We start from the raw sequence: 20,244 nt of genomic DNA, 5'->3' as shown, positions 1-20,244 counted from the left end.
TCTTTGCCACATCCTTCATTAGTCTTATAACCAAGTATAGCATTCAGTGAAACAAATCTACTAAGATCAGAGTTTATGACTTCAATACCTTTTTAAACACATAGCTTACCTGATCATACGACATCTTTTCTTGATAAAAGCGATGAGCCTCTTTTTTAGCAATGCCTGAAGAAAGAGCCACTGCACCATACCCACTTTCAATTGCCCACTCTTCAACAAACGATAGCAGCTTTTCACCGTGCCCTTTCGAACGATGTTGTTCACTAGTGACAAGATCACATACCCAAACAAACCGTCCGTAGTAAAGTGTAATCATCGGCTTGAATCCAGTCACCGCCACGATTTCTTTTCCTTTGTAAAGAGCGAAAAGTCGGTACATATCCTTACGTTGAGCTTCTTCCACTAAAGCGAGATACTCTTTCTCATCCAAATGCGACCTAAGCTCCTTCATAATCTGATAGACATCAAGCCACTGTTCCTTCGTTTTCATTTCTTTAATCAAGAATATCCCTCCGGTGAATAAAAATAATGGATAATGAAACCAAAGTATTCCCCAGCCCAACTCCATGACTATAGGCATTCGCCAGACAAGAAACTGATCCTTCTTATCAGAATAACCTTCCGTCTCTCATCAAAAAAACCTGCCCCATAATAGGACAGGCTCATTCATTCACAGCAGCATAACTTAGTTCGTTACATAATCCATAAGGTAAACAAAGCGGTTGGCCAGAACGAGGATCATAAATGATATCACTTCGAACACCAAACACATCTTCTAATACATCAGATTTCATCACTTCAAGCGGAGTGCCCGTTTTCTTCACTTTCCCTTTTTTGATCGCCACCATATGACCAGCGTAGCGGCTGGCGTGATTGAGGTCATGAACGACCATGACAATCGTGCGGTTTTCTTGAATATTTAACTTTTGAAGAAGCTCAAGCACTTCAAGCTGATGGGCCATATCGAGAAAAGTGGTTGGCTCATCTAGAAAAAGAATTTTCGTATCCTGAGCGAGCGCCATCGCAATCCAGGCGCGCTGGCGCTGACCACCAGAAAGCTGGTCAATCGGACGGTTGGCAAACTCTCCGATGCCCGTCATTTCGATCGCCCAGGCAATTTTTTCTTTATCTTCTATCGTAAGAGCTTTTAGTCCTTTCTGATGTGGAAAGCGCCCGTATGTGACAAGTTCTAGAACCGTTAGCCCTTCTGGTGCCGTGGGGTTTTGAGGAAGGATCGCTAACTCCTTCGCAAGGTCCCGCGTTTTCTGCTCATGAATGGCACGTCCATCAAGGTAAACCGTTCCACTTTTTGGCTTCATTAATCGAGATAGCGTTTTGAGAATGGTCGACTTTCCTGATCCATTCGCTCCAACAAGAGCCGTAATCTCTCCTTCAGGTATGGATAAATTCAGCTGATCTACAATGATGTTTTCCTGATAACCGATTTTAAGATCTTCTGTTTGAATCACCACACTCACTCCCTCCGCTTATACTTCTACAAAATCTTTATGGTGTGTAGAATACATCGCCATCGTTTCAGCCTCAGGATCAAGAAAGGCTTTCGCACTATTTAACGCCTTAGGTCCTTCCGCAAGACCGCCTGCTATGAGCGTTAAACGATGGGGATATGTGACGATATCTCCTACTGCGAAAACACCTGGTATACTCGTTTCCATTTTTGCATCCGTAACGACTTTTCCTTCGTTCATCGTCATTCCCCAATTTTGAATGCCGCCTAAGTCGAGATTAAATCCATGATTAACAAGGAGGGCATCGATTTCAACTACTTCTTTTTCACCTGTGTCGACATGAGTAAGAACAACCTGATCAATACGCTCCTTACCAATGACGTCAGATACGTAGCACGAACATTTGATGTGCGTTTCCGAGTTGTTCATCTCTGTGATACTACTTTCGTGACCAGTAAAAGCCTCTCTGCGATGAACAATCGTTACTTTATCTGCAATTGGTTCAAGCCGATTCGCCCAGTCGATCGCCGAATCGCCTCCTCCAGAAATCAGAACGTGCTTACCTCTGAAGCTTTCCACACGATCCACGGCATAATAAAGGTTCTTCCCTTCAAAATGCTCCGCGCCATCAACTGGAAGCTTTTTCACTCCAAGCGTCCCATGTCCTATCGCTAAAATAACGGTCCGTGTGTAATGCTTTTCTCCATTATGACTCGTTAAGATATAGGTTCCGTCCTCTGCTCGCTCAAGATCGTCTACTCGTTCCCCAAACACCATTGTTGGATCAAATGTGCTCGCCTGTTCTTCAAGCTGCTTAATCAAATCAGCTCCGGAGACGCCAGGAATTGCTCCAATATCTCGTAGAATTTTCTCTGGATAGAAGTAGGTCACTTTCCCACCAACTTGCGGAAGGTATTCAATGACTTTCGTCTTAAGCTCGCGCATACCGCTATAAAAAGCTGTAAATAAGCCAATAGGTCCTCCGCCAATGATCGTCACGTCATATATTTCATTCTTCACATCGTTCGCCTCCTAAGCTTTTGCTCTAGCAAGTAAATATAAAAAGTATGGAGCTCCTATAATCGCAACCATAATACCGGCATGAATCTCAGATGGTGCGAGAATCGTTCGACCAATCGTATCAGCTACTAAAAGGACAAGTCCACCAGCAAGAGCCGACAACGGCAATAGGAATCGGTGATCATTGCCGACTAACTGTCGAGCAAGATGTGGGCCAACAAGACCAACGAAACCAATTCCACCACTAACTGACACGCAAGCAGATGCAAGGGCAACAGAAGCACCTAGGAGCAAGAAACGCTCTTTCTCTACTTTCACACCCATTCCGGTCGCAAGCTTTTCACCAAAAGTTAATCCATCTAGAGTCCTCGCTTTATAGAATATGAACGTAAATAAAACGATAATCCACGGCAGTAACGTTAGAACATGAACCCACGTCGTTCCCCAGATCTTACCGGCAAGCCAAATGGCAATGAACTGGTAATCGAATGGATCCATTCGCAGCGTTAAGATTGTAATAAGGGCACCAATACCCGCGGCGATGGCAATTCCATTTAGAATTAACCGCTGGGGCATCAACCCTTCTCTTTTACTATAAGAAAGGGCATAAATGATGATGGCCGTTGCACATCCACCAATTAATGCAAGAAACGGCATGAGTAGAATGGGTGCATCCGTTGTTTTTGGGAAGAAAGAAATGAAAATCACGACCATTAAGGCTGCTCCGCTATTGATTCCAAGGATCCCCGGATCTGCAAGGGCGTTTCGGGAGATGCCTTGGAGGATACAGCCTGAAATGGCAAGACCAGCACCGACGAGAACAGCAATCACAATTCTGGGTAAGCGAAATTCAAATAGAATCAACGATTGTTGCTCTGTTCCATTTCCAACTAGCGTGTTCAATACTTCAAGAGGACTTAATTTCGTTAATCCTGTATTCAAGCTAATTAAAAAGGTGATAACGATCAATAAGAGAAAAGTCGCCATAATGAAATACCGGCGGCGATTCCGTTTCCGCTGTGCGTCAAATAAAGAATCTAGATCCACTATAACTCCCTCCCTTCACGTCTCGCTACAAAGAGGAAGAAAGGAACACCGATAAGAGCAAATATCGCTCCGATTGGCGTTTCGTATGGCGCATTAACCATTCTTGCTCCCATATCGGCAACAATCATCAAGAGTCCTCCAAGAACGGCTGAGCATGGGACAATCCAGCGATAATCAACACCAACAAGAAATCTTGCTATATGTGGTATTACTAGGCCCACGAACCCTATTGGACCAACAGCTGACACGGCAGCACCTGCTAACACTAGTACAACAACTGCTGCTAGCGCTTTTATTAATTTCGTACGTTGCCCTAGACCAACAGCCACATCTTCTCCAAGACTAAGTAACGAAATCGATTTGGAAAGAAACAGCGCCACTATGAGGGCTACAATGATCCACGGCAATAGAATCTGAATTTGTGGCCACTTCAAACCAGCTGTTCCTCCGGCAAACCAAAAGGCAAGGTCCTGTGATAGCTGAAAATGAATGGCGACTCCTTCACTCACGGCAGTAAAGAGAGCACTCACAGCAGCCCCTGCAAGCACAAGCCGAACAGGCGACAGACCATTTCTTGATAAGGAACCGATACCAAACACTAGTCCAGCCCCAATACCAGCACCTATAAACGAAAATAGCATCAAATTGTTATAAGATAAACCCGGGAAAAAGGCAAAGCTAAGCGCAATCATCAAAGTTGCTCCTGCATTTAAACCTAGTAACCCTGAGTCAGCAAGAGGATTTCGCGTTACCCCTTGCATGATAGCACCAGCAACGGCAAAACTTGCTCCAATTAATATGTCTGCAACTGAACGCGGCATTCGAAATTCCCGAATGATCGAATGTTCTGTTGAGGTTGGATCAAATTGAAAAATCGCCTGCCACACTGTCATTAACTTTATATCCGCTGCTCCAAGCGCGATTGATAGTCCAAGACTCAGAATGAGGGCCGCACTACCAGCAACTAAAATAAGCATAGCCGTAACAGGTCGCGACTGAACAGCTAGCTGATCTTCTATTTTTGCAGTCGGCTCAACTTTCTTTGACATGTGATAACTCCTTGCTTTATGTAGTAAAGAACCCCGGTGCCAGGCACCAGGATTTCTTCATTATTCATTGTTTTCTTTAAATGTTTTCACGATTTGGTCTAGCTGACCTTCTACTGCAATTGGATCATAGTAATACATTTCTTCAAAGTTCATTTCATAGAGATGACCATTCTTCACAGCATCGAGGTTCTGCCAAAGAGCACTTTCCTTCGTTTCCTTTAGTACATCTTGATTATCCTCAGCGGCATACTCGGTATAAAACATATGATCCGCTGCATATTCAGGCAATACCTCTAGTGAAATCTGTTTCCAGTTGTCTCCTTCAATCACTTCTTTTTGAATCTTCTCAGGTGCTTTTAACTCAAGAGCGTCGTAGATGACCTGACCACCACGACCAAAGTTATCTCCAAAAACATAGAAATCTTTTGTTTGTACTTCGTATATGCCAACCGTCTCGTCTTCCCCAATCACACCGTCTAGTTCTTCACGCGCTGCGGCTGCCTTTTCATCAAACTGTTCAATCCACTCTTTCGCTGCGTCTTCTTTACCAGCGATTTCTCCCATAGCCGTTACTTCTTCATCTAGTGAATCATATGCTCCGAATGGAACTAGGACAGTTGGGGCAATTTTAGAAAGGAGATCGTATTGTTCTTGGTCCGTCACAACGATTAAATCCGGGTCAAGCGACGTTACTTTCTCAACAGATGGCGGCGTACCAATATCTTCAATATCCGCAATTTGTTCTTCTGTAAAATAAGGATTATCAAGAACAAATTGATCTGGAGCTCCTACTGGAGTAATTCCAAGCGCCAGGAAATAGCCAACGTAATCGGTTGCAACAATTCGTTCAGGATTAGCTGGAATATCAAATTCTTGCCCATCAGGCAACGTAAAAGTTTTCATCTCATTGGTTTTCTCACCTTCACTTGATTCGCTTTTCTCATTCTCGTTCCCACACGCTGCTAACATTAGAACGAGCGCAAGCATCAAGATAAAAGTAACCCTCTTTTTTGTAACTTTCATTATATGTATCTCTCCCCTTTGGTGATATTGAGATTCATTATCATTTAGAATGATAACACTTCTCAATAGATGTGTCTAGATATCAACGAACAATTTTAATTCTTCAAAATGGCTTCATAGAAGGTTTTGTATACGCTTTCTGTCTCTTTATGAAATTTTTGTGAGAAAAAAAGTGGTTTATCCCCTCTTATCTAAGGTTATTATTACTGACATATTCAAATAAATTGTTGTGTTTTAACTTTTATGTTAGGAATCCTTACATAAAAACACAATTATCTGTAAATATCATTAGAATGGACACTAACAAAAAAATTAAAGGTGAGGTTATTTAATCCATGACACTAACAAAGAATAGTATTCAACAGGACATCATGAAGGAAGCAAAAGAAAAGAAAGTCGAATTTATTCGTCTTGAATTTACGGACATGCTTGGTGAAACAAAAAACGTTGAACTTCCAATTGAAGAACTGGAAAGCGTTATGAATAATGAAGCAATGTTTGACAGCTCTTCCATTGCAGGTTTTTCTGATATTCAGGAAAGTGATATGTATCTCTTCCCTGACCTTGAAACATTCAAAGTCCTACCGGACGCTGTTGATCAGGATTGTATCGCTCGCTTTATCTGTGATATTCATACACCAGACGGCGAACCTTTCGAAGGGGACCCACGCTACATTTTGAAAAGAGCGATGAAGGAAGCTGAGGATATGGGTTATACAGTAAACGTTGGCCCTGAACCAGAATTTTTCCTTTTCAAGCTAGATAAAGACGGTTATCCAATTCGTAAGATGAATGACCGCGCAGGTTATTTTGATGCTTCACCAAAAGATAAAGGTGACCAGGTACGTCGTGACATCGTCCGTACACTTAAGAAATTTGGATTTGAAATGGAAGCTTCCCACCACGAAGTAGCTCAGGGACAGCATGAAATCAACTTCCGTTTCGATAGCGTCATTAAAGCAGCTGATAACATCCAGACGTTCAAAAACGTTGTAAAAGATGTTGCGACAAGTCACGATTATCATGCTACTTTCATGCCGAAGCCAATCGCAGGTGAGAACGGCTCTGGTATGCACTGTCACCTTTCCCTCTTCACTGAAGGCGAAAGCGCATTTTATGATGAGAACGATCCAGAGGGCATTTCTAAAACAATGAAGCAATTTATGGCTGGTATTCTTTCACATGCAAATGGTCTTGCTGCCATTACGAACCCGAACGTTAACTCATACAAGCGTCTCGTTCCTGGTTATGAAGCACCAGTAAGTGTGGCATGGTCTCACTCTAACCGAAGCTGTATGATTCGCGTACCAACAACTCGTGGCATGGGTACTCGTTTTGAAATTCGTAACCCAGATCCAACAGCTAACCCTTACCTAACGCTAGCTGCTGTTATCCACGCTGGACTTGAAGGTATTCGTCATGATCTTGATGCTGGCGCACCAGAAACGCGTAACCTGTATGAAGTAAGCACAGATGACGTTCCAACACTTCCAACTAACTTGAAAGAAGCAATCAAGTCACTTCGTGAAGATAAGGTAGTTATGGAAGCATTAGGAGATCATACTTCAAAAGTATATATTGAAGAGAAACAAAAAGAGTGGATCGAATACTCCCTTAACGTAAGTCAGTGGGAAGTTGACCGCTACATGAATAAGTAATAAGTAAACAAAAAACAAGCTACCTCTCGATGAGGTAGCTTGTTTTTTGTTATATGATGTAAGCTTAATGGTTGCGTGTGTATTTTTTCAGCTTTTGATACTTCACTATTTTCTCATCTAATCGTTTACTTAAGAGAAGTATTTTCCCACTTGAATAATCGTCAGCTTCTTGTCCTAGATCATAAAGCACCATTCGCAGCGTATGAATTTCATCTTCAAGGCTTTGTAGCAACATAGCGCTCTCCCTTATCATTTGTCTTTTTATTACATTACCACAAAAAAAGCTTGACTGTTTCATATTCTTACAAATTACATAATTTTTAACATTTCGCTAATCATTAACACATTTGTAATACAAGTGTGAAAACATTGAATACTGGAACATTCATTAAAATGATTGACCCTCCTTTTTTTCATTGTTATGATTCTCGTTATAAATTTCATCTAAATAAACCTTGTATAAGTTCAGGAATACGGCCTGAACGTTTCTACCAGCTACCGAAAATGGCTTGTCTACAAGGAATAATGAATACATTCATATTCCTTGTGATTTGACTCTGGTTGCTGGCCAGAGTTTTTTTTATTGATCAGGAGGGTCCATCATGAAAAACTTCTTCCAGTTCACTGAACGGGAAACGAATTACCGAAAAGAAACGTTAGCTGGGGTTACAACGTTTCTATCCATGGCATATATATTAGTTGTTAACCCCATTATCCTTAGTGAAGCAGGCATTGATAAAGGCGCACTCTTCACAGCAACTGCTCTATCTGCAATCGTCGGGTCCTTACTAATTGGCCTACTCGCAAACTTCCCTGTCGGCATTGCTCCGAGTATGGGATTAAACTCTTTCTTCACCTTCTCCGTTGTAATTGGGATGGGAATTGATTGGGAAATTGCACTCACAGGCGTCTTTATAGCCGGGATTATCTTTATGATTCTTAGCTTACTTAAAATACGAGAGAAAATTATTAACGTCATACCAAAAGACTTAAAGCACGCCATTGCAGCTGGAATTGGTTTCTTTATCGCTTTTGTTGGACTTAAGAATGCAGGGATCGTCGTTGGAAACGAAGAAACGTTTATTTCGATCGGACAGCTTACAAATCCTACGACGGCTTTAGCTGCTTTTGGGTTTGTTATTACCTTAATGATGTTAATACGCGGCATTCGCGGTGGTATTTTTTACGGAATTGTCATCACTACGATTATTGGAATGATTATTGGTCTTGTGCAGGTACCAGGCTCGGTTGTTGGACAGGTGCCAAGCCTTGAACCAACTTTCGGTGTTGTCTTTCAACATTTAGGAGATATTTTCTCGCCTGAAATTCTAGCAGTTATTTTCACATTCTTATTCGTTGCCTTCTTCGACACGGCGGGTGCTCTTATCGCCGTGGCAAGTCAGGCCGGACTTATGAAAAACAACGAAATTCCGAATGCGGGACGCGCGCTACTTGCTGATTCTACATCTGGAGTTGTTGGAGCGATCTTCGGTACATCAACGACTGCCTCATTCGTAGAATCATCTGCTGGCGTTGCCGTTGGTGGCCGAACTGGATTCACATCTGTCGTTATTTCCATTTGCTTCTTCATCGCTCTCTTCTTCTCACCCATTCTTGGCGTGATAACACCTGAAGTAACGGCCCCAGCCTTAATTATCGTTGGTGCCCTTATGGCAACAGAAGTGAAGCAAATTGATTGGAGCCGATTAGAAGTAGTGATCCCTGCTTTTGTCACCATCATCATGATGCCACTCACGTTTAGCGTGGCAACAGGGATCGCCCTCGGTTTCATTCTTTATCCATTTGCAATGATCGCGAAAAAAGAATGGAAGCAGGTTCATCCGATCATGTATACACTCGGTGCTTTGTTCATTCTTTACTTTATCTTTCTATAACGTTACAAAGGGACATTTCAGCTGAAATGTCCCTTTTTTTAATCCACACTGTTTCAACTTGAAAAAATAGTGGTAGTATTGCGGTGGATGGTTTAAAATAAGGCATTAACGAGAAAAGCTTTACAAAAAAGGTAGTGATTAAAAACATGCTATATATATGGGATATTGAAGAATTGGTTAAAGACACATTGGCATTTCACCAATTACCAATCAACTATGAATTTAACAATGAGCTAAACGCTCCTATGAGCTATAACGTATCGACGAATACAATTAAGTTTAACTACTTACAATTGAACGGCTATCAAGCCAAAGTAAATTTCAAACTAAAAGAAACCGAAGAAAATATCGCGAAAATCCTTTTATATCATGAGATCGGGTACTACTTAGATTTTAAGAAGCACAGACATGACCTCAGGATTTTAATGTATGAGGAAGAAGAGGAGCAGCAAAAGTTTCTTGCTGAAATCGAACGAAATGCCTGGGATTTTGGGCGGAAATTGGTTCCAGATGACCTAGTCGAGTCGTACGATAAATTAAGGGAACTCGATCAGCAGTTTCAAAACGGACAATAAAAAAGCACGGAAAAGGACGAGATCTCAGTGATCTCGTCCTTTTCCGTGCTTTCTCTAAAACTCACTTCTCCACTTCGCTATCTTACCCAGCGCTAACAGATCTTCCTTTACTTCCCCCGGCTTCACACCGCTACCGATGACGTAATCGACGAACTCCATTTTCACGAACTCAAAGATATAGCTAAATTGCTGAATAAGAGGAAGTCCTTTCATTTTCGCACTGCTTCCGCCTGTTACGATAACATATGCTTTTTTCTTTGCTAGCTCTTCTTTTAAATTTAATTGTTCATCACGTAAATATTGCGACCAGCGATCAAAGAAATTCTTCATTGGACCGCTCATCCCATACCAGTATAGAGGTGTTGAGAAAACGAGAACATCATGCGTTAACACTAGTTCAAGCAACTCCTCATAATCATCCTCTACTGGTGAGAACCCTTCTTCTGAATGTCTCTCATCGACAATGGAATTGATGTGTTTATCTGCAAGAGAAACGATCGTATGGTTCGTACCTTCGAGCATTCTTTTTGTTAGGTACTCTGAGTTACCATTTTCACGAGTACTCCCTAATAGTGCCAAAACCTTCATACTACACTCTCCTTTTACAGTGAAGCGTCTATTCATTAGAAGTATATCATTGCAACAAACATCAACGTTATCTATAATAATTGATACTAACTATCGAAATTATTAATGGAGGGTTTGATGGATTTAAATTACTTTTATACTTTTAATGAAGTCGTTCGATCAGGAAGCTACACACAAACAGCAGAAGAACTCGGTTATGCTCAGTCCAGTGTAACGACGCAAATCAAGAAGCTTGAAGACTTTTATCACGTGAAATTGTTTGAGCGTGTTGGAAGGAAAATGAGATTAACGCCATCAGGAGAACAGCTTCATGATTACGTGAAGGAAATCATCAAGCTTGCAGATGAAGCAGAGGCTCACCTTCGAACTGATGCCAATTTAAAAGGGACCATTCGCATTGGAACTGGCGAAACACTTGCAGCGTATTATATTACACCTTATATTAAAGCGCTCAAAGAAAAGCACCCTGAATTACGCATCCGACTTGAATCGGGTCAGTGTCAAAACTTAATTGGCGGCACAGTAGATGGCACGTACGACATCACTATTTTGTTAGACCAATTACAACATCATCCTGATGTAAAAATGATCCCCATTCGTCAGGAAGAAATGGTCATAATTGCCCCTCCCCAACATCACTTCACAAAACTTGATGAATTGGATTTAAAGAAATTAGAGGAGGAAACGCTCATTCTGACCGAAGAAGGCTGCGCCTATCGAGTTCTTCTAGAAAAATGGCTAAAAGATGCAAACGTACAAGCGAAGTCGATCATTTCATTCAGTAGTCTTGAAGCCATTAAGCAATGTGTCGCTGATCAACTCGGAATTGCGCTTCTACCAAGAATAGCGGTTGAACGAGAAATTCAAAATGGGCTTGTTGCCGTTCTTCCATTTCATTCGAATGACATCACTCTCTACACGCAGATTGTATACAAAAAACGAAAATGGATTTCACCACCGCTGCAACAATTTATCGATCTGATGGAGAAGTAGACAACAACAGAATCCATTAGGGACTCTGTTGACCTATTGCGCTTGTTAGCTATTCATTAATTGAACAATTCCAGCTACTACTGAAAAAAGACTAAGTCCTATGAAAATCAGCGTCACTCTTCGCTGCTTTTTCTTTGTTTCTTCTATATAAAAGAAACAAAGAGATGCGAATACGGTGATGCTGATGACTAATCGAAACAGGTTTTCGTTCCCACCAGAAAAACCGAGCCAAGCGATGCTGCTAGCAGCGCCAATGATAACAACCAACAAGAAAACTCTTAGCAACTTCATTCTTTGTCCTCCCCACTACGACCTCTCCCCTTACACTGTAGTAGTATGAACGTTCCACCAACAGCCATAGAGATCATTACTTCAATGGCAATACCATCGGAAGGTTTATGTATGTAGTAAATGGATAGCAAACTCATCATCGTAATGCACATAAGTAATGCTGTAAATAGTATAGCCTTCCCCTTCATACGTTCTCCCTTCTTTCATGTGCTTTTGGCATCTGCATCTCTTTTACAAAGTAAGCTCCTATTAATAGAAAAAGCATTGATCCTAGTAAACTATATAATCCGAGGAAACCAAACCAGTAGCCTAAAGGATTGAGCGCAGCACTGATCAAGAAACAACTCGGGGAAATAGCTGATTTAAAGCCCGTTAAACCCATCCGTTTTCTTCTCGTTACTTGTACATAGATCCCTATTAAAAAGACGATTGAGAAAATAATCGTTACGATTACTTCGATCATCTCTCTACCTCCTCTCTCAATAAATCGCTTTCTTCTTTTACGACTGAGATGAGAAAGAAGTTTCATTCATTTTTTGAAGAAGAGGGAAGTTCCATTCTCTATTAACCGCTATTTCTCAACTAATTTTTGATTGATATACACAGAAACGATCAGTAATAAAATAATCATAGCAAAGGCAAGAACCCATTGATCATATGGATAAACAATGAAACTATGAAGAATAAGTATCACCCCTAAAGGGAGTAAAAATCCCCCGCCAACCACCCTTCCTAACCTAGCTTTATCACGAATCGCTTTTTCATTAAATCCAGCTAATAACCACGTTTGTTTCATTACGCCTACCAAATAAGAAACAATTAGAATTAAAATACCAATCACTAACAAATTTAGATTCATCCAAACTGCCTCCCTTCTTTTACTATTAAACTCACACAATGTTCAATCCTTCTCGTTGACTTTAAATTTAAACCGAGCTATAGTTAAAGTAACAAGGGGAGTAGCGACCGGTAACGGCTGATGAATCATCAATACGGTATTACGATACCTGGTTCATCGGGCTAAGCTATTTAGTACGCAAGACCTTGGTACAATTTTGTTGTGCCAGGGTTTTTTGTATGCGCTGGCGGAGAGGAGTTACATATGATCATTCTTATCTTTCTTCTTGCAGCTGCCGTAGTTGTCGGTGCCGCTATTTACCTGAATCAGTTCGGTGATGTTATTAGTAAGAAGTCTTCATTAAGTGGAGCTGTTGTAGGGACATTCTTAATTGCGGGAGCCACGTCACTTCCAGAATTAACAACAAGTTTAACAGCTGTGTATATCGATAATCCTGATATCGCAGTCGGTAACATGCTTGGAAGTAACGTTTTTAACCTTTTAATTTTAGCTGTAGTAGACTTAATTTATAGACGACGAAGATTGTTTCAGAAGGTAAACACGAAGGCAAATGTCCCATCTGCCCTCGTCGGTCTCCTTTTCCTCGTCATTTTAATCGTCTCTCTGTTAATTCCAGGAACGATTTCCATATTTGGTGTCGGGGTTGAAATGATTGTCATTGTATTATTGTATGTCTTATCAATGAGATACATTTCAAGCGACGATGGGGAGCAAGATGACGTCCCTACAAAAGATTACTCTCTTCGCACTGCCGTCATTGGCTTTATCGTCGCAGCACTCATTGTATTCGTATCAGGAAGTATTTTATCGATTGCTGGAGACAGACTAGCTGAGGCAACGGGTATGAATGCAAGCTTTGTCGGTAGCTTTCTCATTGCTGCTTCAACCTCTTTACCAGAACTTGTCACAGTGCTTGCTGCTTTCAAACTAGCAAACTACAATATGGCGATTGGCTCGATTCTTGGAAGCAATCTCTTTAACATTCAGCTATTAGCCCTAACTGATGTTCTCTATCGAAAAGGACCGATTCTAGCTGCAGTTGATCTGTCTCACATCTTCATTGCAGGACTTGGTTTGTTAATGACGATCGTGATTATGTACTTGCTTCTACGTCCACAAACACTCCGAAGTCAGTGGCGCTATGCTGCTCCTTCGCTTGTGATGGCGTTATTATATGTTGTTGTATCCTATGTATTATTCTAATGAAAAGCGTGCTGACTTGTTGTCAGCACGCTTTTTGATAATCTCAAAAACGTTAGTCTCGAAAGCCGCCATCTGAATGAATAATTTGTCCTGTAATCCACCTTGCTTCATGACTCGCTAGAAAACCAACCAGTCTCGCCGCATCATCAGGCGTGCCGATACGTCCTGTCGGAAACTTCGGCTTTAGAAAAGTTTGGAGTTCATCATCCATCCACCCTGAATCAGTTGGTCCAGGATCAATGGCATTCACTGTGATGTTGTAAGGAGCAAGCTCAGTTGAGAGCGATGTCGTGAAAGCTGAGATCGCTCCTTTTGTCGTAATATAGGCAAGATTGCCAGGCTGTGGGCTTTTGTCCTGCCCAGAAACAAAGTTAATGATTCTGCCTTCCGCTTGTTGCTTCTTTAAATGCTTCGCAAAAGTAACAGCCAGCATGCACGTTCCTCTTACGTTAACAGCACAGTGCTGATCAATGATTTCCGCTGATAATTCATCATGATCCACTTCTACACAATGGGTCGCATTGTTCACTAGAATCGCTAGCTCTCCGGTCATTTTCTTCACTTGTGCTATAAGGTCCTCTGATGCATTAGGCTCACTTAAATCCAGTTCCATTTCTTCAGCTATAACGCCCATTTCCTGCAGCTCTTTTTTAAAGATGACTGGGAACGTCTCGATAGCATCCTTATAACCTGTGCTAACGTCATACTTCAAATAATGAGTAAAGAAAATATCATGGCCCTTCCTAGCAAGCTCACGACATATGCTAGCACCAATCCCGTTCGGACGGCTAACGCCTGTAACAATGGCAATGCGATTCCTTTGGTTATTCATTTAATTTCCTCCTTATGAGGAACACCTGACCAATGTGAAAGGAGATGATTCGAAAAAGGACAGCAGCCTAAGGCCCTGTCCTGATCATTTATCAATCATGAACGCGGTGTCCCCTGTATAGGTTCCATTGACATACCCATCCCTACTTAAATAGGATTATCAATAAATCTAAACCATTACAGGATTTGTCCACACATGTTCATGATCCCCTCTCCATACATCTCCGCATTCACTATATCAAATAGTTGTCTGTCATTTCAAGAAAATTCCGTAAAATAAACTCTCTATTAAACATAAATCGCACATTATATATCTCGAATTCAAGAATTTAGAGTTTGAAATAATTGTTGCAGTGGAATTACAAAATTATGACTATTATTTTAAGGAGCTAAAACATGCAGAGCCAAAATCAACTCATTCAAAAGCTTATTTCCAAAGACAGAAGTTCATTGAATGAATTGTATGATACATATATTCACCATGTCTCTCGCATCCTATGCAATAGTGACACTCCTCGATCTGATCACGAAGAAATAATCACGAAGCTTTTCACTCAGATTTGGACCTCGCCTAGACTACTTAGTAATGAAAAACACCTCTCCATAGCCATAACCAAACTTTGCCTCAAGCTTACCAATACTCATCGTTCTAGCGTCTCATAATTCAACAATTACTATTAAATAAAAACAGAGCTTCATCAAAAGGTACTCCTTTTATGTTCTATTATAAGAGAGTATCTTTCTATTTCCTGAGACAATCTAAGAAATAGTTTAAACTAGATAAGTAAATCCAATCGTTGATCAGGTGAAAGCTTGGTATAATGAATACAAAGAAGGAAATTTCTCATTTTGCTACAGATAGAGTGAGCACAACGATTTACCGTCCAAATAAACGAAACAATTATAAAGGATCGAGAGGAGCACTTATTCATGCAAAGAAACAAAGAACTTTATCAATTTTTATTAAATAAAGCAGAACAATTAACAGAAGATTGGTATGCATCACTTGATAAAAGTGGAACTGGTGTTTATTCTTCTACTGATCCAGAAGTCATTAAAGGACTTAAAGCTCAGAATTTTGAATTCCACCTACATTTGTGCAAAATCTTCATTATGAAGAAAGACGAATTCTTTGAGGAATTCGAAGACTGGGTACGAGAAATTGGACGTGATCCTGAACATTTGAACACTCCCACTCATCTGATTATGAGGGAATTTCTGCGCGTACGCGAGCAATATATGGACTTCATTGATCTGTATATAAAAGAAGCAGAAGATCTTGTCTCACAGAAAAGTATTGATATCTGGAAGTATGCTGTGATTGAAGCCATTGATGTGCTCATGACCCGCGTCGTTGAAGAAAAATCAAATCATTTGAACGCCCGTATTGAAGAACAACAACAAACGATTAATGAACTAAGCTCCCCCTTGATTGACCTGCCTAACGGAAAAGCTCTCCTGCCGCTAGTCGGTGACATTGACTCCGATCGAGCATCGGCCATTTTCGAGAACACGCTTGAAGGGTGTACAAGTAAACGAGTCGATCACCTTTTCATAGACTTATCTGGCGTGTATCTCGTCGATACACGGGTAGCTCAACAAATTTTCCAGCTGATTACTGGGCTTAAATTAATTGGTGTTACTGCTACACTATCTGGTATTCGTCCCGAAATTGCTCAAACCGCCGTTCAACTAGGCATCGACTTCGGTGAAATTCGCATCACTTCAAACCTGGCGCAGGCCATTTCAGCTGAGGCAACACCTTCTTAACACAATTAAATCATACTAAAAAGGAGAAAGCCGTCTCACGGTCTTCTCCTTTTATGATGCTTTCTCATTCTATTGTTCTCTGATTTACTAATCCACTCAAATAGGTCTCAACAATCATCCGGTAAGATTCTTCCAACGCAATGGGTAGCTGAAAACCGCCTTTACGATACAAATCAACCATGCCATGTAGAAAGCTCCGAAGCCCTCGAACGATATGGATTCTTTCCACTTCTGACAAGTGATATGGCTCAAACGCCTTCATCGTTAAGGTGACAATCGCTTCTCCAGCTTCTTGGACGTCAGACTGAAGAGGATTCGCCGCCATTAACGTAGCTTCATACAAACCTGGGTGCTGAAGTGCAAAGGATATGTACGCTTCTGCTAAGGCTAGAATGGTTTCTCTCCCTTCCGTCTGGTGTTCAGTCTTCTCTGACAACCAATTGAAGAACTGGTTCAACGCTGAAACGGCCATACCATTTTTGATGTGATCTAAGCCATTGAAGTGATTATAAAGGGAAGGAGATTTTATCGATAGACGACGAGCAATGGTTGCCATCGTTACCTTTGAATAACTTTCTCGCTCTGCAATGTCGAGTGCTTCTTGAATCACGATATTCTTTGTGATTTTCACTTATCCCTTCACCCGCTTTTTTGCTTGAAGGATGACGTTTTTCAACGCTTCTGGTTCATATAGAAAATCTCCATGCCCCACACCAATAACGGATGGGTTAAACGAAGCTAGCTTTTCCACTGTGGCAATCGCACGCTCCTTGTCCCACGTAGCCAGAGCAGGAAATGGAAACCGCCAGCGCAAATCACCAGCTATCGCTATGCCTCCCTTCGTTTGGAGCGCATCTGCGGCTATTAGTATTTGATTTCGTTTATCTATAAAAGCCATCATGCCAGGCGTGTGTCCCGGAGCCTCAATCGCGATCAGTGAGCCAACCATATCTCCTTCTTTAAGAAGAACATCTGGCTGCGTCTTACTGTTTCTAGGTACGCCACCCTTCACTGGAAGATCTCCTTCACCAGGCTCGAGTGATGAATCACCGTTTAACAATTTTAACTCTCTTTGAGGAAGAAGAATTTCCGCATGAGGAAGACTTGCCTTTAACCCATCAAGTGCTCCCATATGATCCGTATGTGCATGTGTAATAATGATGCGGTTGATCGGCTTCCCAATTTGAGCGGCCGCCTTTAGAATAGCGTTTTTACTAAAAGAAAGGGCTGCATCGATTAACGTTAAGCTCTCCTCTTCTTCAACGAAATAACAATTAACAGGGAACCAATTGGCCATGAAAGAAAGCTGATAGACGGTTTGTTCCTTTATTATTCTCATGTCTTATTCTCCCCCTTAAACTAATGGTGTTAGTTTAAGTATAACTAACACCATTAGTTATACAAGCTATATTTTCCGAACATATATATTAAGGATAGGTGGACAAAAGAAAAAAATAAGAGGTGTCTTCTATTTTAGGAAGGACTTCTTCTCTCCTACAGCTCGTACTTTTATTTGAATCTCTCGCAAACGTTCATTCTCTTTATGTGAGATAAACGAGTCAACAATTTGTCGAATGAAAAAAGGTCCATCTGGCTCATAACCCTGTTCAGATACGAAGTTCAATAGGGTATGATAATAAGCATTATCTTTCTCTCTCCCTTCTCTCATATAAACACTCGCATACTCCCCCTCTTCAAGTGTCATAATCTTTTGTTGATCTATTTCACTATCATCTTCAATTAAAATAAACAATCCGTCATACTCCATCGTTTCTCGTGTTTTCATATGATCCACTGATAGAATAAACCCTACTTTCCCAACCATAATCGGAGTAACATGATCAATTTCCTTCTTTAAACCGCGAAGCACGCTTTCAATATCATCTAGCGTATGGAACTGCCCCTGAATGGCTAATAGATAGCGATGAGGGAGTGTACGAATTTGCGGTTCACCAATAAAATGAATATCCCTCGATTGCTTTAAATCCACTATCTTCGTTTTCAAATGCTTCTTCATCTTTACTAATTCATTGATTTTCTCATCATTAATTCGTTCATATTCAGATAGTATTTCAATAAATTCATCTACGGTGCTATGCTCTACTTTTTTCTTTATTTCTTTTAACGGAATGCCCATCTTTTTCAAATACCAAATCATGTCCAATTTTTTAAATTGTTCTAAACAATAGTAGCGATAACCTGTCTGATCATCGACTTGAAATGGCTTGAAAAGCCCAATTTCATCGTAATATCTAAGAGTTTTTACAGGAATATCATGGAGTTTTGACATCTGGCCAATTGTAAACTTATGATCCATGCTCCATTCCCTCCTAATCGTTAACGTGTTGTGATGAATTAAATGAACCAGAATTAGTTATCATTCATTCTCTTCATTATGTTCATTTCACAAGCAATCTTCAACTTAAAAAAGGCTTAGCATAATCGCTAAGCCCTTTTTCTTATCTTACACAATGAAGGAAATATGATCGTTATTACAAAACCAATTTTCCTTATTGCTGATTTGTATAGCTTTCTTTCAAAGCCATCTTCAGCTGCATACTATTTGTAAGAACCCCGAGGAATCCCATCACTGCAAAAATCACAGAAAGAAAGATTGAGACTAAGTCGATCCATCCAAACAAGGAAAAGAGTCCAGAACAGAATATCAAGAAAGAACTAATCATTCCCACGATGTAATAAAAACCGTTTTTCTTCATTTAAACCTCCAACAGAAAGACTAACGTAAGCATCCTTCTTGTTAATCTTTAAACTTAACATCCTGATCTGAAGGGAGCATAAGAGCAGCTCCAAAGTAAACTAGCACAAAGATTCCAGATGTTAAGAGCGTTAGTGCGATGTAAGCAATCCTTAATATATTAGCGTCTACATTCATTACCTCACTTAATCCGCCTAAAACACCCGCTAATTTTTTATTCGTCGTTGATTTGTAGATTTTCTTCATACGGCACTCTCCATTCATTTTGTTTCTTACTATTCTTTACGTATTCAAAGCGAATTAGTTTCAATTACAACAAAATCATTCGTTAAATGATGAATCAGAAAGAGCGTTCATTGGTATAACCTGAGCTATGCTTCATACTTTAAACTAAAAGACTACGCCCAAAGGAGGCACCCCACTTGGTCCAGACATCACTTACTCCATGGCAAGAACATCATTTCTGGATTGAAATTCTTGCTGATCACGCGATCTTTGTACGTGATTACTTATCCCCGTCGGAACATAAATTTGTGAATGAAGCGAATCAGTTTGCTATGGCCTTCGAAGAGCTTCGCGAGCAACTCACACCTCTTAAGCGTGACGAACCTGCAAGCTCTGACGCTATGATTTCCTTTTCACGTAAAGCTTATCACCTGGCAAGGGCCTATTTCAATTTCGAAGGCACGATACAACGGCTTAGAATTCGGAACGAAATCAACATTAACCTAAGTCCATCTTACTTTAATGGAACGCTAGATGAGAATGAAGAATATTTGCGTCTGCTTACTTTCTACATTGAAGGAAAGGTGCCGCCCCCTCTTTCTCTTCTCGACTTAATGGACTTATGGTTAACTGATCAAGTTGGCCACGCCTCGCTATTAATTGATATTCTCGATCCGATTGAAGTCGAATTCATCACGAAAGCCCAAACTATTCAAAACCAATTTCGTGTGTATATCTCAAAAAACAGAGCCATGCGCGGTTTTCTTCGATTTACACCAACTGGCTTTCGAGCTCAGCAACGATTTGCAGATGAAGTCGCTCATTCGATTCAAGATTTAAACGCTCTTGTTGAAGAAGTGATGTCTCTTTATAAAATCGATGAAGTTCTAAACAATACGACATTACGATTTCTTGAACATCATTTTCCTGAAAGCTGTTATTTCCTAGCTCATCTTAGCCACTATGCTCCATCGATTCCAGCGCCTTCTTGTTCATTAACGAAACCTTCCTATTTGCCACCAAAAGAATGAA

General features: G+C 40.7%; 25 protein-coding genes and 1 riboswitch. Of the genes, 7 read left to right on the top strand and 18 right to left on the bottom strand.

Going from position 1 to position 20,244, the window contains the following annotated elements; translation table 11 throughout:
* Nucleotides 1-73 precede the first annotated feature (73 nt).
* The 6 genes from AC0VYV_RS05485 to AC0VYV_RS05460 form a co-directional block, all read right to left on the bottom strand.
* Nucleotides 74-490, bottom strand: coding sequence for a GNAT family N-acetyltransferase (locus tag AC0VYV_RS05485; RefSeq protein ID WP_475367461.1), 417 nt, complete (start codon nucleotides 488-490; stop codon nucleotides 74-76).
* A 172-nt stretch (nucleotides 491-662) separates the two neighbouring features.
* Entirely contained in the window at nucleotides 663-1,472 is an 810-nt protein-coding gene (locus AC0VYV_RS05480; RefSeq protein ID WP_430245729.1) for an ABC transporter ATP-binding protein, read from the bottom strand.
* 15 nt (nucleotides 1,473-1,487) lie between these two features.
* The gene (locus AC0VYV_RS05475; RefSeq protein WP_475374553.1) at nucleotides 1,488-2,489 is read right to left on the bottom strand and encodes an NAD(P)/FAD-dependent oxidoreductase; all 1,002 of its coding nucleotides are present in this window, start codon (nucleotides 2,487-2,489) and stop codon (nucleotides 1,488-1,490) included.
* A gap of 12 nt (nucleotides 2,490-2,501) precedes the next feature.
* Nucleotides 2,502-3,536, bottom strand: a complete 1,035-nt coding sequence (locus tag AC0VYV_RS05470) for a FecCD family ABC transporter permease (RefSeq protein ID WP_475366784.1) — start codon at nucleotides 3,534-3,536, stop codon at nucleotides 2,502-2,504.
* Entirely contained in the window at nucleotides 3,536-4,585 is a 1,050-nt protein-coding gene (locus tag AC0VYV_RS05465; protein ID WP_430245726.1) for a FecCD family ABC transporter permease, read from the bottom strand. The genes AC0VYV_RS05470 and AC0VYV_RS05465 overlap by 1 nt, the downstream gene beginning before the upstream one ends.
* A gap of 60 nt (nucleotides 4,586-4,645) precedes the next feature.
* Complete coding sequence (locus AC0VYV_RS05460) at nucleotides 4,646-5,608, bottom strand: iron-hydroxamate ABC transporter substrate-binding protein (protein ID WP_475368564.1); 963 nt, start codon at nucleotides 5,606-5,608, stop codon at nucleotides 4,646-4,648.
* Nucleotides 5,609-5,943: 335 nt separating this feature from the next.
* On the opposite strand from AC0VYV_RS05460, the gene glnA reads away from it, so the two are divergent.
* Nucleotides 5,944-7,266 (top strand): type I glutamate--ammonia ligase, encoded by a 1,323-nt coding sequence (gene glnA, locus AC0VYV_RS05455; protein ID WP_430245722.1) that lies wholly within the window; start codon nucleotides 5,944-5,946, stop codon nucleotides 7,264-7,266.
* 64 nt (nucleotides 7,267-7,330) lie between these two features.
* Here glnA and AC0VYV_RS05450 read toward each other — a convergent pair whose 3' ends face one another.
* Nucleotides 7,331-7,501: an aspartyl-phosphate phosphatase Spo0E family protein gene (locus AC0VYV_RS05450; RefSeq protein ID WP_194220555.1), complete on the bottom strand. Its 171-nt coding sequence runs from the start codon at nucleotides 7,499-7,501 to the stop codon at nucleotides 7,331-7,333.
* A gap of 200 nt (nucleotides 7,502-7,701) precedes the next feature.
* Nucleotides 7,702-7,802, top strand: a riboswitch (purine riboswitch).
* 66 nt (nucleotides 7,803-7,868) lie between these two features.
* Between AC0VYV_RS05450 and AC0VYV_RS05445 the strand changes: the two genes are divergently transcribed.
* The gene (locus tag AC0VYV_RS05445) at nucleotides 7,869-9,161 is read left to right on the top strand and encodes an NCS2 family permease (RefSeq protein ID WP_430245720.1); all 1,293 of its coding nucleotides are present in this window, start codon (nucleotides 7,869-7,871) and stop codon (nucleotides 9,159-9,161) included.
* 146 nt (nucleotides 9,162-9,307) lie between these two features.
* Complete coding sequence (locus AC0VYV_RS05440; RefSeq protein WP_194220553.1) at nucleotides 9,308-9,736, top strand: hypothetical protein; 429 nt, start codon at nucleotides 9,308-9,310, stop codon at nucleotides 9,734-9,736.
* A gap of 54 nt (nucleotides 9,737-9,790) precedes the next feature.
* On the opposite strand, the gene AC0VYV_RS05435 is transcribed toward AC0VYV_RS05440, so the two are convergent.
* Entirely contained in the window at nucleotides 9,791-10,324 is a 534-nt protein-coding gene (locus tag AC0VYV_RS05435) for a flavodoxin family protein (RefSeq protein WP_475374552.1), read from the bottom strand.
* 117 nt (nucleotides 10,325-10,441) lie between these two features.
* On the opposite strand from AC0VYV_RS05435, the gene AC0VYV_RS05430 reads away from it, so the two are divergent.
* The gene (locus AC0VYV_RS05430) at nucleotides 10,442-11,317 is read left to right on the top strand and encodes a LysR family transcriptional regulator (protein ID WP_475374551.1); all 876 of its coding nucleotides are present in this window, start codon (nucleotides 10,442-10,444) and stop codon (nucleotides 11,315-11,317) included.
* Between the two features lie 45 nt (nucleotides 11,318-11,362).
* Here the strand turns inward: AC0VYV_RS05430 and AC0VYV_RS05425 are convergent, their stop codons facing one another.
* From AC0VYV_RS05425 to AC0VYV_RS05410, 4 genes are all read right to left on the bottom strand, one after another.
* Complete coding sequence (locus tag AC0VYV_RS05425; protein WP_427392234.1) at nucleotides 11,363-11,608, bottom strand: hypothetical protein; 246 nt, start codon at nucleotides 11,606-11,608, stop codon at nucleotides 11,363-11,365.
* Nucleotides 11,605-11,796, bottom strand: a complete 192-nt coding sequence (locus AC0VYV_RS05420) for a hypothetical protein (protein WP_226616702.1) — start codon at nucleotides 11,794-11,796, stop codon at nucleotides 11,605-11,607. The genes AC0VYV_RS05425 and AC0VYV_RS05420 overlap by 4 nt, the downstream gene beginning before the upstream one ends.
* The gene (locus tag AC0VYV_RS05415) at nucleotides 11,793-12,071 is read right to left on the bottom strand and encodes a hypothetical protein (RefSeq protein WP_430245714.1); all 279 of its coding nucleotides are present in this window, start codon (nucleotides 12,069-12,071) and stop codon (nucleotides 11,793-11,795) included. Before AC0VYV_RS05415 ends, AC0VYV_RS05420 begins: the two co-directional genes overlap by 4 nt.
* Before the next feature lie 108 nt (nucleotides 12,072-12,179).
* The gene (locus tag AC0VYV_RS05410; RefSeq protein ID WP_475374550.1) at nucleotides 12,180-12,467 is read right to left on the bottom strand and encodes a DUF3784 domain-containing protein; all 288 of its coding nucleotides are present in this window, start codon (nucleotides 12,465-12,467) and stop codon (nucleotides 12,180-12,182) included.
* Between the two features lie 243 nt (nucleotides 12,468-12,710).
* Here AC0VYV_RS05410 and AC0VYV_RS05405 point away from each other — a divergent pair, with 243 nt between their 5' ends.
* Complete coding sequence (locus AC0VYV_RS05405) at nucleotides 12,711-13,670, top strand: sodium:calcium antiporter (RefSeq protein WP_430245711.1); 960 nt, start codon at nucleotides 12,711-12,713, stop codon at nucleotides 13,668-13,670.
* Nucleotides 13,671-13,722: 52 nt separating this feature from the next.
* Here the strand turns inward: AC0VYV_RS05405 and AC0VYV_RS05400 are convergent, their stop codons facing one another.
* A complete protein-coding gene (locus tag AC0VYV_RS05400) occupies nucleotides 13,723-14,502 on the bottom strand; it encodes an SDR family oxidoreductase (RefSeq protein ID WP_475374549.1) in 780 nt (259 codons plus the stop codon).
* Between the two features lie 929 nt (nucleotides 14,503-15,431).
* Here AC0VYV_RS05400 and AC0VYV_RS05395 point away from each other — a divergent pair.
* Nucleotides 15,432-16,271 (top strand): STAS domain-containing protein, encoded by an 840-nt coding sequence (locus AC0VYV_RS05395; protein WP_475366778.1) that lies wholly within the window; start codon nucleotides 15,432-15,434, stop codon nucleotides 16,269-16,271.
* A 64-nt stretch (nucleotides 16,272-16,335) separates the two neighbouring features.
* Here AC0VYV_RS05395 and AC0VYV_RS05390 read toward each other — a convergent pair whose 3' ends face one another.
* The 5 genes from AC0VYV_RS05390 to AC0VYV_RS05370 form a co-directional block, all read right to left on the bottom strand.
* Complete coding sequence (locus AC0VYV_RS05390; protein ID WP_475374548.1) at nucleotides 16,336-16,902, bottom strand: TetR/AcrR family transcriptional regulator; 567 nt, start codon at nucleotides 16,900-16,902, stop codon at nucleotides 16,336-16,338.
* Complete coding sequence (locus AC0VYV_RS05385; protein WP_475374547.1) at nucleotides 16,903-17,610, bottom strand: MBL fold metallo-hydrolase; 708 nt, start codon at nucleotides 17,608-17,610, stop codon at nucleotides 16,903-16,905.
* A 129-nt stretch (nucleotides 17,611-17,739) separates the two neighbouring features.
* Nucleotides 17,740-18,588, bottom strand: coding sequence for a MerR family transcriptional regulator (locus tag AC0VYV_RS05380; protein ID WP_475374546.1), 849 nt, complete (start codon nucleotides 18,586-18,588; stop codon nucleotides 17,740-17,742).
* A gap of 193 nt (nucleotides 18,589-18,781) precedes the next feature.
* Nucleotides 18,782-18,988, bottom strand: coding sequence for a hypothetical protein (locus tag AC0VYV_RS05375; RefSeq protein WP_371018103.1), 207 nt, complete (start codon nucleotides 18,986-18,988; stop codon nucleotides 18,782-18,784).
* A gap of 41 nt (nucleotides 18,989-19,029) precedes the next feature.
* Nucleotides 19,030-19,233 carry a PspC domain-containing protein gene (locus tag AC0VYV_RS05370; protein WP_430245699.1) on the bottom strand — a complete coding sequence of 68 codons (204 nt, stop codon included), beginning with the start codon at nucleotides 19,231-19,233 and terminating at the stop codon, nucleotides 19,030-19,032.
* 176 nt (nucleotides 19,234-19,409) lie between these two features.
* On the opposite strand from AC0VYV_RS05370, the gene AC0VYV_RS05365 reads away from it, so the two are divergent.
* Nucleotides 19,410-20,243, top strand: coding sequence for a DUF2935 domain-containing protein (locus AC0VYV_RS05365; RefSeq protein ID WP_475374545.1), 834 nt, complete (start codon nucleotides 19,410-19,412; stop codon nucleotides 20,241-20,243).
* The last annotated feature ends 1 nt before the right edge of the window (nucleotide 20,244 follow it).

The organism is Anaerobacillus sp. QJM3NY_17 (assembly GCF_056173665.1).
Note: the sequence above shows the minus strand (reverse complement) of the source record. Positions and strands in the feature narration are given on the sequence as shown.